Source organism: Rhodopseudomonas palustris (assembly GCF_003031265.1).
Lineage (GTDB): Bacteria > Pseudomonadota > Alphaproteobacteria > Rhizobiales > Xanthobacteraceae > Rhodopseudomonas > Rhodopseudomonas palustris_H.
Genome location: NZ_CP019966.1, coordinates 1,556,915 through 1,569,582, shown reverse-complemented (window position 1 = coordinate 1,569,582; position 12,668 = coordinate 1,556,915). Strand labels below are relative to the sequence as shown.

The window sequence follows — 12,668 nt, the reverse complement described above, 5'->3', positions numbered from 1 at the left end:
GCACAGCATCATTGCTACATGCAATGCGTCCGCGCCCTGAAGATATCGTTGTATTGAGAGCGGTCGCGGGCAGTTCTGCGTTCATCAACACAGAACTGCCCAGCCGTAAGTCAGACGCTTAGTTCGACTTACCGAACCGGCGCTTCACATCGCGCACCGCGCCGTTGGCGGCGCTGGTGGTCAGCATCGCATAGGCCTGCAGCGCCGCCGAGACGTTGCGCTTGCGGTCCTTCGGCGTCCACGCCGCTTCGCCGCGCGCGCGCTCTTCCTCGCCGCGCTTGGCGAGTTCGGCCTCTGAGACGTCGAGGCTGATGGTGCGGTTCGGGATGTCGATTGAGATCCGGTCGCCGTCGCGCACCAGACCGATCAGGCCGCCTTCCGCCGCTTCCGGCGAGACGTGGCCGATCGAGAGGCCCGAGGTGCCGCCGGAGAACCGGCCGTCGGTGATCAGCGCACAGGCTTTGCCGAGGCCCTTCGACTTCAAGTAGCTGGTCGGATACAGCATCTCCTGCATGCCCGGACCACCGCGCGGACCTTCGTAGCGGATCACGACGACGTCGCCGGCGACGATCTTATTGGTCAGGATCGCCGACACCGCGTCGTCCTGGCTCTCGAACACCTTCACCGGGCCGGAGAAGGTCAAGATCGAGGCGTCGACGCCGGCGGTCTTCACGATGCAGCCGTCCTGCGCGATGTTGCCGTACAGCACGGCGAGACCGCCGTCCTTGCTGAACGCATGCGCGGCGTCGCGGATCACGCCCTTCTCACGGTCGAGATCGAGCTCGTCGTAGCGACGGTCCTGGCTGAACGCGGTCTGCGACGGCACGCCGCCCGGGGCCGCTCGGAAGAAGGTGCGGACGCTCTCGCTGTTGCTCTGGCGGATGTCCCACCGCGCCAGGGCTGCGCCGAGCGTTTCGGAATGCACGGTGCCGCAGGAAGTATCGAGCAGGCCGGCACGATCGAGCTCACCGAGGATCGCCATGATGCCGCCGGCGCGATGCACGTCTTCCATGTGCACGTCCGACACCGACGGCGCGATCTTGCTGAGGCACGGCACCCGGCGCGACAGCCGGTCGATATCCTTCATCGAGAAATCGAGTTCGGCCTCGCGCGCGGCAGCGAGCAGATGCAGCACGGTGTTGGTCGAGCCGCCCATCGCGATGTCGAGCGTCATCGCGTTCTCGAACGCCTTGAAGTTCGCGATATTGCGCGGCAGCACCGAAGCGTCGTCGCGCTCGTAGTAACGCCGCGCCAGATCGACGATGGTGTGGCCGGCCTCGACGAACAGCCGCTTACGGTCGGCGTGGGTGGCGAGCACCGAGCCGTTGCCGGGCAGCGACAGGCCGAGCGCTTCGGTGAGGCAGTTCATCGAATTGGCGGTGAACATGCCCGAGCACGAGCCGCAGGTCGGGCACGCCGAGCGCTCCATGGTCTGCACGTCTTCGTCGCTCATCGCGCTGTCGGCGGCGGCCACCATCGCGTCGATCAGATCGACCGCGTGGGTCTTGCCCTTCAGCACCACCTTGCCGGCTTCCATCGGGCCGCCGGAGACGAACACAGCCGGAATGTTCAGCCGCATCGCCGCCATCAGCATGCCGGGCGTGATCTTGTCGCAGTTGGAGATGCACACCATCGCGTCGGCACAATGCGCATTGACCATGTACTCGACGCTGTCGGCGATCAGTTCCCGCGACGGCAGCGAATACAGCATGCCGTCGTGGCCCATCGCGATGCCGTCGTCGACCGCGATGGTGTTGAACTCCTTGGCGACGCCGCCGGCCGCTTCGATCTCACGCGCAACGAGCTGGCCGAGGTCCTTGAGATGGACGTGGCCGGGCACGAACTGGGTGAACGAATTGACCACCGCGATGATCGGTTTGCCGAAATCGGAATCCTTCATACCGGTGGCGCGCCACAGGCCGCGCGCGCCGGCCATGTTGCGGCCGTGGGTCGTCGTTCTCGAGCGATAAGCAGGCATTGAACTGTTCCGTGAAAATGTCCGTCGCCGGAAAGGCGCGCCCGGCGGCCGAAAACAGGCTTCAGTGAAAGGCGCGCCGAAGCAAAGCGACCATCGACAAGCCTTACTGCAGAACCAACGGCCTCTCAATGGTCGCCGGACGCGCAGCCCGATGCGAGCGGCACGAAAGCGACGCCGATCGCAGGCTAGCTCCAGCTCGCCACCGGCTGCGCACGATCAATTGAACGGCGTCCGTCCAAGCCGAACCGCGGCTGCTTGCCCGCCCCATATGCAATGTTATAACGTTGCATTTACAACCCTCCAGTACCTGCAACGAAGGCTTTCCTCGTCATGGATCACCCCCTGCTCCCGGTCACCGTGCTGTCCGGCTTTCTCGGCGCCGGCAAAACCACCCTGCTCAACCGGATGCTGGCCAACCGCGAGGGGCGACGGCTGGCGGTGATCGTCAACGACATGAGCGAGGTGAACATCGACGCCGAGCTGGTGCGGCAGGATGGCGGACTGACGCGATCGGAGGAAACGCTGGTCGAGATGACCAACGGCTGCATCTGCTGCACGCTGCGCGAGGACCTTCTGCAGGAAGTGCGCAGACTGGCCGAAAGCGGCCGGTTCGACGGTCTGGTGATCGAGTCAACAGGGATCGCCGAGCCGCTGCCGATCGCCGCGACGTTCGAATTCCGCGACGAGAACGGCGCCAGCCTGTCGGACATTGCACGGCTCGACACCATGGTGACGGTTGTCGACACCGCGAGCCTATTGGCGAACTACTCCAGCCAGGAATTCCTGCGCGATCGCGGCGAAGTCGCCGGTGCCGACGACGAGCGCACGCTGGTCGACCTGCTGGTCGAGCAGATCGAATTCGCCGACGTCATCGTACTCAACAAGGTGTCGGCGACCTCACCGAGCCGGCGCGAAACCGCGCGATCGATCGTGCGGGCGCTGAACTCGGATGCCAAGATCATCGAGGCCGATTTCGGCGACGTGCCGCTGTCGTCGGTGCTGCACACCGGGCTGTTCGATTTCGAGCGCGCGCATCAGCACCCGCTGTGGTTCAAGGAGCTGAACGGCTTCGCCGACCACGTGCCGGAGACCGAGGAATACGGCATCCGCTCATTCGTGTACCGCGCGCGGCGGCCGTTTCATCCGCTGCGGTTTCAGTCGTTCTGCAACCGGAGCTGGCCGGGCGTGATCCGGGCCAAGGGCTTCTTCTGGCTGGCGACACGACCGCAGCATGTCGGCGAAATCGCACAAGCCGGCGCGATGGTGCGGACTTCCAAGCGTGGGTTGTGGTGGTCGGCGGTGCCGAAGACGCATTGGCCGGATAGCGACGACTGGCACGAGGCGATGAAGCCGTACTTCGATCCGGTGTGGGGCGACCGCCGCCAGGAGATCGTGTTCATCGGCACCGGCGAGATGGACGAGACAACGCTGCGCCGCCAGCTCGATCTGTGTCTCGTCGGCGAGGATGCGAAGTTCGCGCCGGATGCGTGGCGGCAGTTGCCCGATCCGTTTCCGAGCTGGGCGCCGGCACAGAACTGATTACGGACTTCCTGTCACGCCATGCTTGATCCGGTCGTGCGCTCTGGCACATTTGGATCAAGCGCCGCGCTGCGTTCGCGGCAAAGCTTCGGCGTTGGGGGATACCGTGCACCGAACAATCGCTCCGTCCGCAGCAGCCGTTGTGGCTGCGCTGATGACGTACTGCCCGCCGGCGCGAGCCAATGATACCACCGCAGCCCTGACGACCGGCGGGCTCGAATTCCGCACCAATGCCGATATCGAGATGCTGTCGGAGGATCTGTCGATCTCGCGCGAGCGGATCGACGTGCGCTACCGATTCGTCAATCGCTCCGGCCCCGATCAGCACGTCACCGTGGCGTTTCCGATGCCGGAGATCGACTATTCGGACGCCAACAACATCGAAGTGCCGAACAACGAGGCCGACAACTTCCTGAACTTCCGCACCAAGGTCGATGGCCGCGACGTTGCGGCTCAACTCGAACAGAAGGCGCTGGTCGGCAAGACCGACGTCACCGCCCGGCTGCAAGCACTCGGCGTGCCGCTGCAGCCGCGGGCGAAAGCGACGCAGACCGTGCTCGAAGCGCTGCCGGCGCAGGCGCAACAGCAACTGCTCAAAGACGAGATCGTCCGGCCTGACGATTTCGACGCCGGCAAGGGCATGGAGCATCACCTCGCCCCGAATTGGCGGCTGCGGGCGACCTATTACTGGGATCAGACCTTCCCGGCCGGCCGCGAGCTGGTGGTCGAGCACAGTTACACCCCGAGCGTCGGCGGGAGCGTGCAGACCGGCATCACGGGCCCATATTCGACGGCAGAGGAGCGCGCCAACTACACGCGCAAGTTCTGCGCCGAGCCTTCGTTCGTCGAGGCGGTCGCAGCGATGACGCGGAAGAACGGCAACCAGCCGCCGCCGGAGCAGCGCGTCTCCTACGTCCTGACCACCGGCGCCAATTGGGCCAAGCCGATCGGCGATTTCCATCTAACGATCGACAAAGGCAAGCCGAACTCGCTGGTCAGCTTCTGCGAGACCGGCGTGGTCAAAACCGGCCCCACCCGGTTTGAAGTGCGCAAGACCAACTTCAAGCCGAGCCGCGACCTCGACATTCTGATCATCGACGCCCCCCAATAGCGGTCGCGAACGTCCCACTGCTGATCGGCTGGAACTTCCATCCGGCGCCGTACTTGATCTGCGGTTTCCGCAAAGGCGGCGAGCGATCCGGCTTGCGCGCCTTTGCGGCCAAGGACCGTCGATGGCGTCAGCGCAGCACCACACAGCATCCTCCTCGTCGCGCCGGGCCGACGAGCCGCAAGACAATCACGCCGCGATCACCGAGCGCGAGGTCGAGGACGTCGAATCGCGATCGAGCCCTCGCACACCGGTGATCTACGAGATCGTCCGCCGCCTCGGCGAAGAGGAAATGGCGCGACCGGTAGTGTCGCTGTGGTGGTCGGGGCTTGCCGCCGGCCTGTCGATCAGCTTCTCGCTGCTGGCGCAGGCGGTGCTGCAGCAGCATCTGGAGCCGACCGGCTGGCGACCATTGGTCACCAGTTTCGGCTATTCGATCGGCTTTCTGATGGTGGTGCTGGCGCGTCAGCAGCTGTTCACCGAGAACACCATCACGGTGGTGTTGCCGGTGATGGCGAATTGGTCGCTGCGTAATTTCGGCTGCGCCGCCCGGCTATGGGCCGTGGTGCTGCTGGCAAATTTCGCCGGCACGCTATTCGCCGCAGCATTCTGCAGCTTCACGCCGGCGATTACGCCGGAGCTGAAGCACGAGATGCTGGAGATCAGCCGCCACGTCGTCGAATACGGCTGGTTCGCCGCGATGATGAAGGCGATCGCCGCCGGCTTCCTGATCGCCGCGATGGTGTGGCTGCTGCCGAGCGCGGAAGGCAGTCAGGTCTGGATCATCGTGGTGATGACCTGGATGATCTCGGCCGGCGGCTTCATGCATATCGTCGCCGGCAGCATGGAGGCGTTCATGCTGATGCTGGACGGCTCGGTCAGCGTCACCCAGGTGTTCGGCGGATTCGTCGCGCCGGTTCTGATCGGCAACGTCATCGGCGGCACCGCGCTGTTTGCGTTGCTGACCTATGCGCAGGTGATGAAGGAGATGGAGTGAGCGGCGGCCGGTCACCCCATCAGGTTGCGGTAGATTCCGGGTAGCGCAGCGGGCAGCCGGCCGATGTGTCCGACGATGGCATAACCGGCGCGGCCGAACAGCGTCGGAAAGTACGACTGCGCATCGACATCGATGGTGACACCGAATACCGCAATGCCGCTGCGGCGCGCTTCCTGCACCGCCCTGCGGCTGTCCTCGAGCGCAAAACGGCCCTCGTAGTGGTCGACGTCGTTGGGCTTGCCGTCGGTCAGCACCAGCAGCAGTTTCTTGCGCTGCGGCTGTTTGGCCAGCTCCGCGCTGGCATGACGCAGCGCCGCGCCTATCCGCGTGTAGTAGCCGGGCTTCAGCGCGGCAATCCTCCGCTCGACCAACGGGCTCATGCTCTCAGCAAAGCCCTTCACCGTCTCCACTCGCACCCAATCCCGGCGCCGCGACGTAAAGGTCAGGATGCTGTGCTGATCACCGCAGGCTTCGATGCCGTGGGCCAACACCGTCAGCGCTTCTTTCTCGACATCCAGCACGCGGCGATTGTCGATCCAGGCATCGGTCGACAGCGAAACGTCGACCAGTAGCGTCACCGCCAGGTCGCGCGCCTGCGGCCGGGCTGCGAGATGGAAGCGATCGAAGCCGCCATCGCCGGCGGCAATCTCGCAGCGCGAGCGCACCAGCGCGTCGAGATCGAGATCGTGACCGTCGGCTTGCGCCCGCAGTACCTCGTGCTGCGGCCGCAACGCCTCGAACTGACGCCGCACCCGCTTGACCAGCGCCCGTGTCGCCTCACCGCATTGCCAAGCCTCACCCTGCTCCGGCGCGTCCTGCGCCAGAATGCGGCAATGATCCGCAAGGTAAGCGCCACGCTTATAGTCCCATTCCGGATACAGCTTGCCGGCAGTGAGCCGGCTGTGCTCGATCGCCTGCGGCGGCAGATCGAGATCGAAGCGGAATTTGCTCGCGGGCTTCTTGGTCGATTTGCCGATGGTGATTTCATCGAGATCGTCGGCAGCCTTGTCGGCGTGGTCGTCGTCGTCCTCGTCGGTCGGCCGATCGACATTGACCATCTCGGCCATCGCCAGGATCTTCTCGAACCGGTTGAGCGCCAGCGGATCGCGCTTCGGCCCGTCGTCCGCCTTTCGCTTCGCCGCCTTGCGCCGCGGCTCCGAACACGGCTTGGACGCCGCCTCGTCGGTGTCGTCGGGATCGCGGACCGGAGCCTCGACATCGCGGGTCCAGACCTCACCCCACAACGGGCACGGCAGGAACGGCTGATAGCCCGGTGGCGACCGAACCGTGATGTCGCCATCGGTCACGATCATCCGCCACAACTCGGGGTCCGGCGTGACTTCCGCGCCGAGCAGTGCCTGGATCGCGGCTTCGAGATCACCCTCCATCCGCGGCAAGGCCCGCCGCGGCCGCGCCGCCGCAGTCGCGGCCGCAAGCTGATGATAAGAGCGATGAAGCCCGGGATAGGCCGCGAGCACCTGCTGGGTCGTGGCATGCGCGCGACGCAGCAGCAGAACATCCCGCCGCAGCGGATCGGCTTCGTACACGCTGCCGGTCGGTGCCACCGCGAACCAAGCCGCCAGCCAGCGATACAGCGCGCGATTGAGCGCGACATCAGCGAACAGAGCGATCCGGTCGGGCAAGAATAGCGTGGCGTCGTCGCGGCCGGGCTGCATCAGCCGCTCCTCACCGAGCCCGATGCGCTGCCGCCAGCCGAGCCGGTGCCCCGAGGTGCGGGCGCTGCTGCCGGCAAGCTGCACCGCGGTCTCTCCCCCGAGCCCGCGGTACATCACACCGAGCGTGGCGCGGCAGTCGTTCAGCGTCGCCGCGTGCTCCGGATGCTCCGGATAGCTCGCCGCGCGACCCACGAGCCGATGCCAGGCGCGACCGACGGTTTCTTCGAGTTCGAGGAAGTCGAGCATGGCGTTTGCTCCAGCGAAATCCCAGGGTGTCATTCCGGGGCGCGAGCGCAGCTCGCGAACCCGGAATCCCGAGGTTGTTATCGAGAGAGATTCCGGGTTCGCCGCTACGCGGCGCCCCGGAATGACCGTGTCGAGGCGATCACGTCACCCCATCACCGCGCCGGCGACTTCGATCAGGGCGGCCTTCACATCGGCATCGTCGGTCAACGGCTCGATCAGGCCGGCGAGGACGGCGTCGCGCACCGAGAGGCCTTCGCTGATCAGGCTGGCGCAATACACTAATAGCCGGGTCGAGACGCCTTCTTCGAGATCGTGACCCTTGAGCTTGCGCAGCCGGCCGGCAAGTGCGACCAGCGGCGCGACACGTTCGCTCGGCAGGCCGCTCTCGGCGGCCACCACGGCGATCTCCTGTTCGGGCGCGAGGAAGCTGAATTCGATGGCGGCGAAACGCTGCCGGGTCGAGGGTTTCAGCGCCTTGAGCAGACTCTGGTAGCCGGGGTTGTAGGACACCACGAGCATAAAATGCGGCGGCGCCTGCAGTTCCTCGCCGGTGCGCTCCAGCGGCAGGACGCGGCGATCATCCGCGAGCGGATGCAGCACCACTGCGACGTCCTTGCGGGCTTCGACCACCTCGTCGAGATAACAGATGCCGCCTTCCCGCACCGCGCGGGTCAGCGGGCCGTCGACCCACACCGTCTCACCGCCCTTCAGCAGGTAGCGGCCGGTGAGATCCGCCGCGGTGAGATCGTCGTGGCAGGACACCGTGAACAGCGGCAGGCCGAGCCGCGCCGCCATGTGCGCGACGAAGCGCGTCTTGCCGCAGCCGGTCGGCCCCTTCAGCAGCAGCGGCACCCGCCGCTTCCAGGCGTGTTCGAACAGCGCGCATTCGTTGCCGGCTGGCGTGTAGGGCGGCGGAGCGGGCAGCGTCGCATCGATGGCATGCAGAGCGGGCTTCATGGCGATCTCCGTGTGTGGAAAGAGGCGGCCACGGATCCCCGTGGCCGCCAGGGGGCCTATTCGGCCGGTTGCAGGGCGCCAGTCAGCGTCGCCTGCTTGGTGCGTCCGGCGACGAGGATCGCCCAGACGAACATCAATGCGGAGATCAGCACGGCGACGCCGGAGCCGAGCCGCACCCAATAGAACAGTGCGATCTGGTCCTGCACCTCCATGTAGCCCTGGCCGAGCACGCGCTGCAGATGCACCTGGATGATGCCGGCGAAGGTCAGCGCGAAGGTCATCACGCTCATCGCCGTGCACATCAGCCAGAAGCTGGCGATCGACAGCGCCTGGTTGTACGGCGCACGGCCGCGGAGCTGCGGGATCGCGTAGGTCATCATCGCCAGGTTCAGCATCACATAGGCGCCGAAGAAGGCGAGATGGCCGTGCGCCGCGGTGACCTGGGTGCCGTGGGTGTAGTAGTTCACGCTGGACAGCGTGTGCAGGAAACCCCACACGCCGGCACCGAAGAACGCCATCACCGAACAACCCACCGACCACAACAGCGCGGCTCGGTTCTCATGCTTGCGGCCGGCCTTCCAGGTCATCTGCACGGTGAACACTACCATGGTGAAGAACGGCGCGACTTCGAGGGTCGAAAACAGCGAGCCGATCCACTGCCAGTAGCCCGGCGCACCGATCCAGTAATAGTGGTGGCCGGTGCCGAGGATGCCGGAGAACAGCGCGAGGCCGATGATGACGTAGAGCCACTTCTCGACCACTTCGCGATCGATGCCGTTGAGCTTGATCATCAGAAACGCCAGCACCGACGCCATGATCAGCTCCCAGACGCCTTCGACCCAGAGGTGCACGACGTACCACCAATACATCTTGTCGAGCGCGAGGTTGGCAGGGTTGTAGAACGCGAACAGAAAGAAGATCGCCACGCCCCACAGCCCGAACAGCAGGATGTTGGTGATGGTGGTCTTCCGCCCCTTCAGCACCGTCATGGTGATGTTGAACAGGAAGATCAGGCAGACCACGACGATGCCGATCTTGATCACGAACGGCTGCTCGAGGAATTCCCGCCCTTCATGATAATGGAACAGATAGCCGACCACCGCGGCGCCGGCGGCGCCGAAGAACAGCCAGAACTGCACTTTCGCCAGCAGCGGGCTGAACAGCTCGTTCTCGGCCTCTTCGGGCACCAGATAATAGGCACAGCCCATGAAGCCCATCAGCAGCCACACGATCAGCGCGTTGGTGTGGATCATCCGGACGATGTTGAAGGGCAGAAGCTCCGACAGCGTGTTCGGCAGCACATAGATGGTGCCGGCGAGCACGCCGAACGACACCTGGGCGAGGAACAACGTCAACGCGCCGTAGAAATACAGCAACGCGACCTTTTGGGTTTGATATTTCATCACGAGGTCTTTCTGATGCGGATGCGTGAAGGTCGGATCAGCCGGCGTCGTTCGGCGGCCAGTGCTGGGTCTTGATCTTGCTGGTCCACTCCAGGAAGTTGGCGAGGTCACCCACCTCCTGATCGGTCAAGTGGAACTGCGGCATCTGCCGCCGTCCCTGGACGCCGGACGGCTGCGACGCCATCCAGGATTTCAGCATCTCGCGGGCCTGAGCCGGATCCTTGTCGCCGCCCCAGCGCACCCAGACGTTGCTGAGTTCAGGAGCGAAATACGCACCCTCGCCGAGCAGGGTGTGACAGTTGATGCAGGAGTTCTTTTCCCAAACATGCTTGCCGCGGGCCACCGAGGGGGTCAGCGTCGAGACGTCGGTCGACTTGGTCGCGATGTAGTAATGGCTGTGAGCGGTGAGCCCGATGAAGATCGCGAAGAAGAAGGCCGAGCCGCCGAAGAACACATTGCGCGCGGCAGACTTGGTGAGGCGTTCAGCCATCACGTGATTCCTTTTCGATGTGGGGGAGGCGAAGGTGCGGCGCTGCAGCTTCGTCAGCGACACTAATCGACCGGATCGCCGCAACTTTGTGCTGGCTCAAGGTTCGGAACGATTAGCGAAGAGCTTGTACCAATGGCGAGGCGAGTGCACCGCACGCCACGAGCGCGATCCAGCCGAACAGCAGCGCCCGCCACGGCCCGGGTACGCCGCGGAACCCGAAGTAATCGAGTACGACCAGGCGGGCTTTCAGCACCGCGATCACCATCAGCGCGGCGCCGCCGGCAAACGCAGCAGCTGCACCACGACTGAGTAAAACACCGAGGATGGTCAGCAGCAGGAGAGCGACCGCGCTGCGATCTCGGCGCTGAGCGAACCGGATCATCGCGTCACCGCATCAGATAGACGATCGGGAACATCACCAGCCACACCAGATCGACCATGTGCCAGAAACAGGTTCCGCTTTCGACCGCAGCCTCATTGGCGCGCCACGCGACGCCGAGCAGGATCGCGATCCCGAGCGCGACATGCAGCAGATGGAATCCGGTGAGCAGAAAATACAGCGTGAAGAAGGTGCCGCCATCGATATCGGCACCGCGGCCGATCTCGCCGGCATATTCGAACAGCTTGATGGCGATGAACGCGGCACCGAGCAGACAGGCGCCTAACGTCCAGCGCCACGTCGCCTGGCGTGAGCCTGCATGAGCTGCGGCGTTGGCCTTGGCGGCGAACCATCCGCTCGACACCAGGCAGAGCGTATTGGCGGCGGCGAGCGCCGGATCGAGCTGGCCCTGCCCGGCCGCGAACGCTTCAGGCTGCAGCGCCCGCGCGATCTGGAACCCGATCAGCAGCGCGCCGAATGCGGCGAGTTCGCTGAAGATCAACACCCACATCATCAGGTGACCGGGCAGCGAATCCAGCGCGCTGGCACTGGACGTTGCGCGGCTGTCGGTGCTGTCGGAAACCGCGGGCAGGCCCGCTGCGATCGCGTCGGTCATGGCGCGACGATAGAGGCGGCGCCCGACGGAACGTTGTGCCGCGACAAACTCGCAGGCAACTCACCCGAGCTTGCGCCCCGACAAAGAGCCCGTCCCGCCGGCCGCTAGGATCGGGCTCCGTCAAACCATGAGGGACCCATGACCGAAGCCAAGCTGGGGCTGATCGTCGTCTCGGTGATCATCATCGCCTTCGCGTTCGCGATGCGGCGGTTCGGCGCGCTGCAGACCACGGGCGTGGTCGCCACCGCGATCATCACGGTGGCGATTGCGGCCAGCCTGTTCCTGACCCAATAGGCAGGACTATCCCGTCGGATACAGCGCAGCGTATTCCTGCGCATACGGGGCGTAGGAGTCTTTCAAGGTCGCCGAGTTCAGCAGCATGGTCGCCACCAAACGGCCAGTTGCGTCATAGGCTTCGCTGCGCACCCACATGCTCTCGGTCCGCTTGCTGCCGGATAGCGCCACCACCTTGCGCTCGATCCGATACGGCTCGCCAACATACAGCGGCCCCTCGATCAGCCGGATTTCCTGATCGGCGAACAGGCCGACCACCGGCCCGCGCACCGGCAAGCCGTCCTGCTTGCTGAGATACTGGAACAGCACGCTCAGCATCTCGAGCGGGATGATCGCCTTGCCCCACGGCGAACCGCCTCCCGGTCGATAATATGGCGACGGCTCGGTGATGACCTCGAGCTTCTGCGCCAGCGAGAACGGATACAGCTCGCCCATGACCTGCTCATGGTCCATGCGCGCCGCCTGGGTCTTGGTCGTCATCCCGACCGAGACGTCGCGCAGGATCACCGGATCGGCCAGCGGCTTCAGTTCGGTAAGGCGGACGTCGAGCGCGGACGGCGGCGCGGCGCGGCCGACCGAGACCGTGCCGCGCAGCACTTCGGTGCCGTCGCGCTTCACCATGCGGATGGTGGTGTGACGGCCACCGGCCGCGGGCTTGTCGACGATCGCCTGAACGTCCTCGCCCTCGAACGCGGCGTTACGATAGTGCGCCGAGATGCAACCGGTCTCGAACCATTCCTTGCCCCACAGCCGTTCGCACAGCGGCGTGAACTGGCTGAAATGCGTCGGGCCTTCGATGGTACCGCCCTTGAAACCGAGCTTCTGAGCGGTGGCGTCGTCGTGGATCGAGGCGTGCGAGTCGTACACCTGGGCGTGCAGCATCTGCCGCGGCTGGCGCCACGGCCCGACCAGCGCCTCGCCGGTGTCGTCGATCGGCGTCTCGAATGCAGCTTGCGTCATCGTTTCGCTCCCAATCGTTTCTGCG

12 protein-coding genes are annotated in these 12,668 nt (G+C 65.1%); 4 read left to right on the top strand and 8 right to left on the bottom strand.

Annotated features, from left to right (window positions below; genetic code table 11):
* Positions 1-118: 118 nt before the first annotated feature.
* Positions 119-1,978, bottom strand: a complete 1,860-nt coding sequence (gene ilvD / locus RPPS3_RS07310) for a dihydroxy-acid dehydratase (RefSeq protein ID WP_107343493.1) — start codon at positions 1,976-1,978, stop codon at positions 119-121.
* A gap of 330 nt (positions 1,979-2,308) precedes the next feature.
* On the opposite strand from ilvD, the gene RPPS3_RS07305 reads away from it, so the two are divergent.
* From RPPS3_RS07305 to RPPS3_RS07295, 3 genes are all read left to right on the top strand, one after another.
* Entirely contained in the window at positions 2,309-3,517 is a 1,209-nt protein-coding gene (locus RPPS3_RS07305) for a GTP-binding protein (protein WP_107343492.1), read from the top strand.
* A 154-nt stretch (positions 3,518-3,671) separates the two neighbouring features.
* Positions 3,672-4,628, top strand: a complete 957-nt coding sequence (locus RPPS3_RS07300; RefSeq protein WP_234820130.1) for a DUF4424 domain-containing protein — start codon at positions 3,672-3,674, stop codon at positions 4,626-4,628.
* 121 nt (positions 4,629-4,749) lie between these two features.
* Entirely contained in the window at positions 4,750-5,622 is an 873-nt protein-coding gene (locus tag RPPS3_RS07295) for a formate/nitrite transporter family protein (protein ID WP_107343491.1), read from the top strand.
* An 11-nt stretch (positions 5,623-5,633) separates the two neighbouring features.
* Here RPPS3_RS07295 and RPPS3_RS07290 read toward each other — a convergent pair whose 3' ends face one another.
* The 6 genes from RPPS3_RS07290 to RPPS3_RS07265 form a co-directional block, all read right to left on the bottom strand.
* The gene (locus tag RPPS3_RS07290) at positions 5,634-7,544 is read right to left on the bottom strand and encodes a nitric oxide reductase activation protein NorD (protein ID WP_107343490.1); all 1,911 of its coding nucleotides are present in this window, start codon (positions 7,542-7,544) and stop codon (positions 5,634-5,636) included.
* A gap of 144 nt (positions 7,545-7,688) precedes the next feature.
* Positions 7,689-8,501, bottom strand: a complete 813-nt coding sequence (locus tag RPPS3_RS07285; protein ID WP_107343489.1) for a CbbQ/NirQ/NorQ/GpvN family protein — start codon at positions 8,499-8,501, stop codon at positions 7,689-7,691.
* Positions 8,502-8,557: 56 nt separating this feature from the next.
* A complete protein-coding gene (locus RPPS3_RS07280; protein ID WP_107343488.1) occupies positions 8,558-9,904 on the bottom strand; it encodes a cbb3-type cytochrome c oxidase subunit I in 1,347 nt (448 codons plus the stop codon).
* Positions 9,905-9,941: 37 nt separating this feature from the next.
* Positions 9,942-10,394: a c-type cytochrome gene (locus RPPS3_RS07275; RefSeq protein ID WP_107343487.1), complete on the bottom strand. Its 453-nt coding sequence runs from the start codon at positions 10,392-10,394 to the stop codon at positions 9,942-9,944.
* Between the two features lie 112 nt (positions 10,395-10,506).
* Positions 10,507-10,776: a cytochrome C oxidase subunit IV family protein gene (locus RPPS3_RS07270; RefSeq protein WP_107343486.1), complete on the bottom strand. Its 270-nt coding sequence runs from the start codon at positions 10,774-10,776 to the stop codon at positions 10,507-10,509.
* 4 nt (positions 10,777-10,780) lie between these two features.
* Positions 10,781-11,389, bottom strand: coding sequence for a cytochrome c oxidase subunit 3 family protein (locus RPPS3_RS07265; protein ID WP_107343485.1), 609 nt, complete (start codon positions 11,387-11,389; stop codon positions 10,781-10,783).
* Positions 11,390-11,527: 138 nt separating this feature from the next.
* On the opposite strand from RPPS3_RS07265, the gene RPPS3_RS24605 reads away from it, so the two are divergent.
* On the top strand, positions 11,528-11,683 hold the full coding sequence (locus RPPS3_RS24605) for a hypothetical protein (RefSeq protein ID WP_012495088.1): 156 nt from the start codon (positions 11,528-11,530) through the stop codon (positions 11,681-11,683).
* A gap of 6 nt (positions 11,684-11,689) precedes the next feature.
* On the opposite strand, the gene RPPS3_RS07260 is transcribed toward RPPS3_RS24605, so the two are convergent.
* Positions 11,690-12,643, bottom strand: coding sequence for a hypothetical protein (locus RPPS3_RS07260; protein ID WP_107343484.1), 954 nt, complete (start codon positions 12,641-12,643; stop codon positions 11,690-11,692).
* Between the last annotated feature and the right edge of the window lie 25 nt (positions 12,644-12,668).

What these genes read in the sequence shown, in the direction of transcription:
- ilvD (WP_107343493.1), bottom strand. Translation starts at nt 1,978, where the DNA reads ATGCCTGCTTATCGCTCGAGAACGACGACCCACGGCCGCAACATGGCC.
- RPPS3_RS07305 (WP_107343492.1), top strand. Translation starts at nt 2,309, where the DNA reads ATGGATCACCCCCTGCTCCCGGTCACCGTGCTGTCCGGCTTTCTCGGC.
- RPPS3_RS07300 (WP_234820130.1), top strand. Translation starts at nt 3,672, where the DNA reads ATGACGTACTGCCCGCCGGCGCGAGCCAATGATACCACCGCAGCCCTG.
- RPPS3_RS07295 (WP_107343491.1), top strand. Translation starts at nt 4,750, where the DNA reads ATGGCGTCAGCGCAGCACCACACAGCATCCTCCTCGTCGCGCCGGGCC.
- RPPS3_RS07290 (WP_107343490.1), bottom strand. Translation starts at nt 7,544, where the DNA reads ATGCTCGACTTCCTCGAACTCGAAGAAACCGTCGGTCGCGCCTGGCAT.
- RPPS3_RS07285 (WP_107343489.1), bottom strand. Translation starts at nt 8,501, where the DNA reads ATGAAGCCCGCTCTGCATGCCATCGATGCGACGCTGCCCGCTCCGCCG.
- RPPS3_RS07280 (WP_107343488.1), bottom strand. Translation starts at nt 9,904, where the DNA reads ATGAAATATCAAACCCAAAAGGTCGCGTTGCTGTATTTCTACGGCGCG.
- RPPS3_RS07275 (WP_107343487.1), bottom strand. Translation starts at nt 10,394, where the DNA reads ATGGCTGAACGCCTCACCAAGTCTGCCGCGCGCAATGTGTTCTTCGGC.
- RPPS3_RS07270 (WP_107343486.1), bottom strand. Translation starts at nt 10,776, where the DNA reads ATGATCCGGTTCGCTCAGCGCCGAGATCGCAGCGCGGTCGCTCTCCTG.
- RPPS3_RS07265 (WP_107343485.1), bottom strand. Translation starts at nt 11,389, where the DNA reads ATGACCGACGCGATCGCAGCGGGCCTGCCCGCGGTTTCCGACAGCACC.
- RPPS3_RS24605 (WP_012495088.1), top strand. Translation starts at nt 11,528, where the DNA reads ATGACCGAAGCCAAGCTGGGGCTGATCGTCGTCTCGGTGATCATCATC.
- RPPS3_RS07260 (WP_107343484.1), bottom strand. Translation starts at nt 12,643, where the DNA reads ATGACGCAAGCTGCATTCGAGACGCCGATCGACGACACCGGCGAGGCG.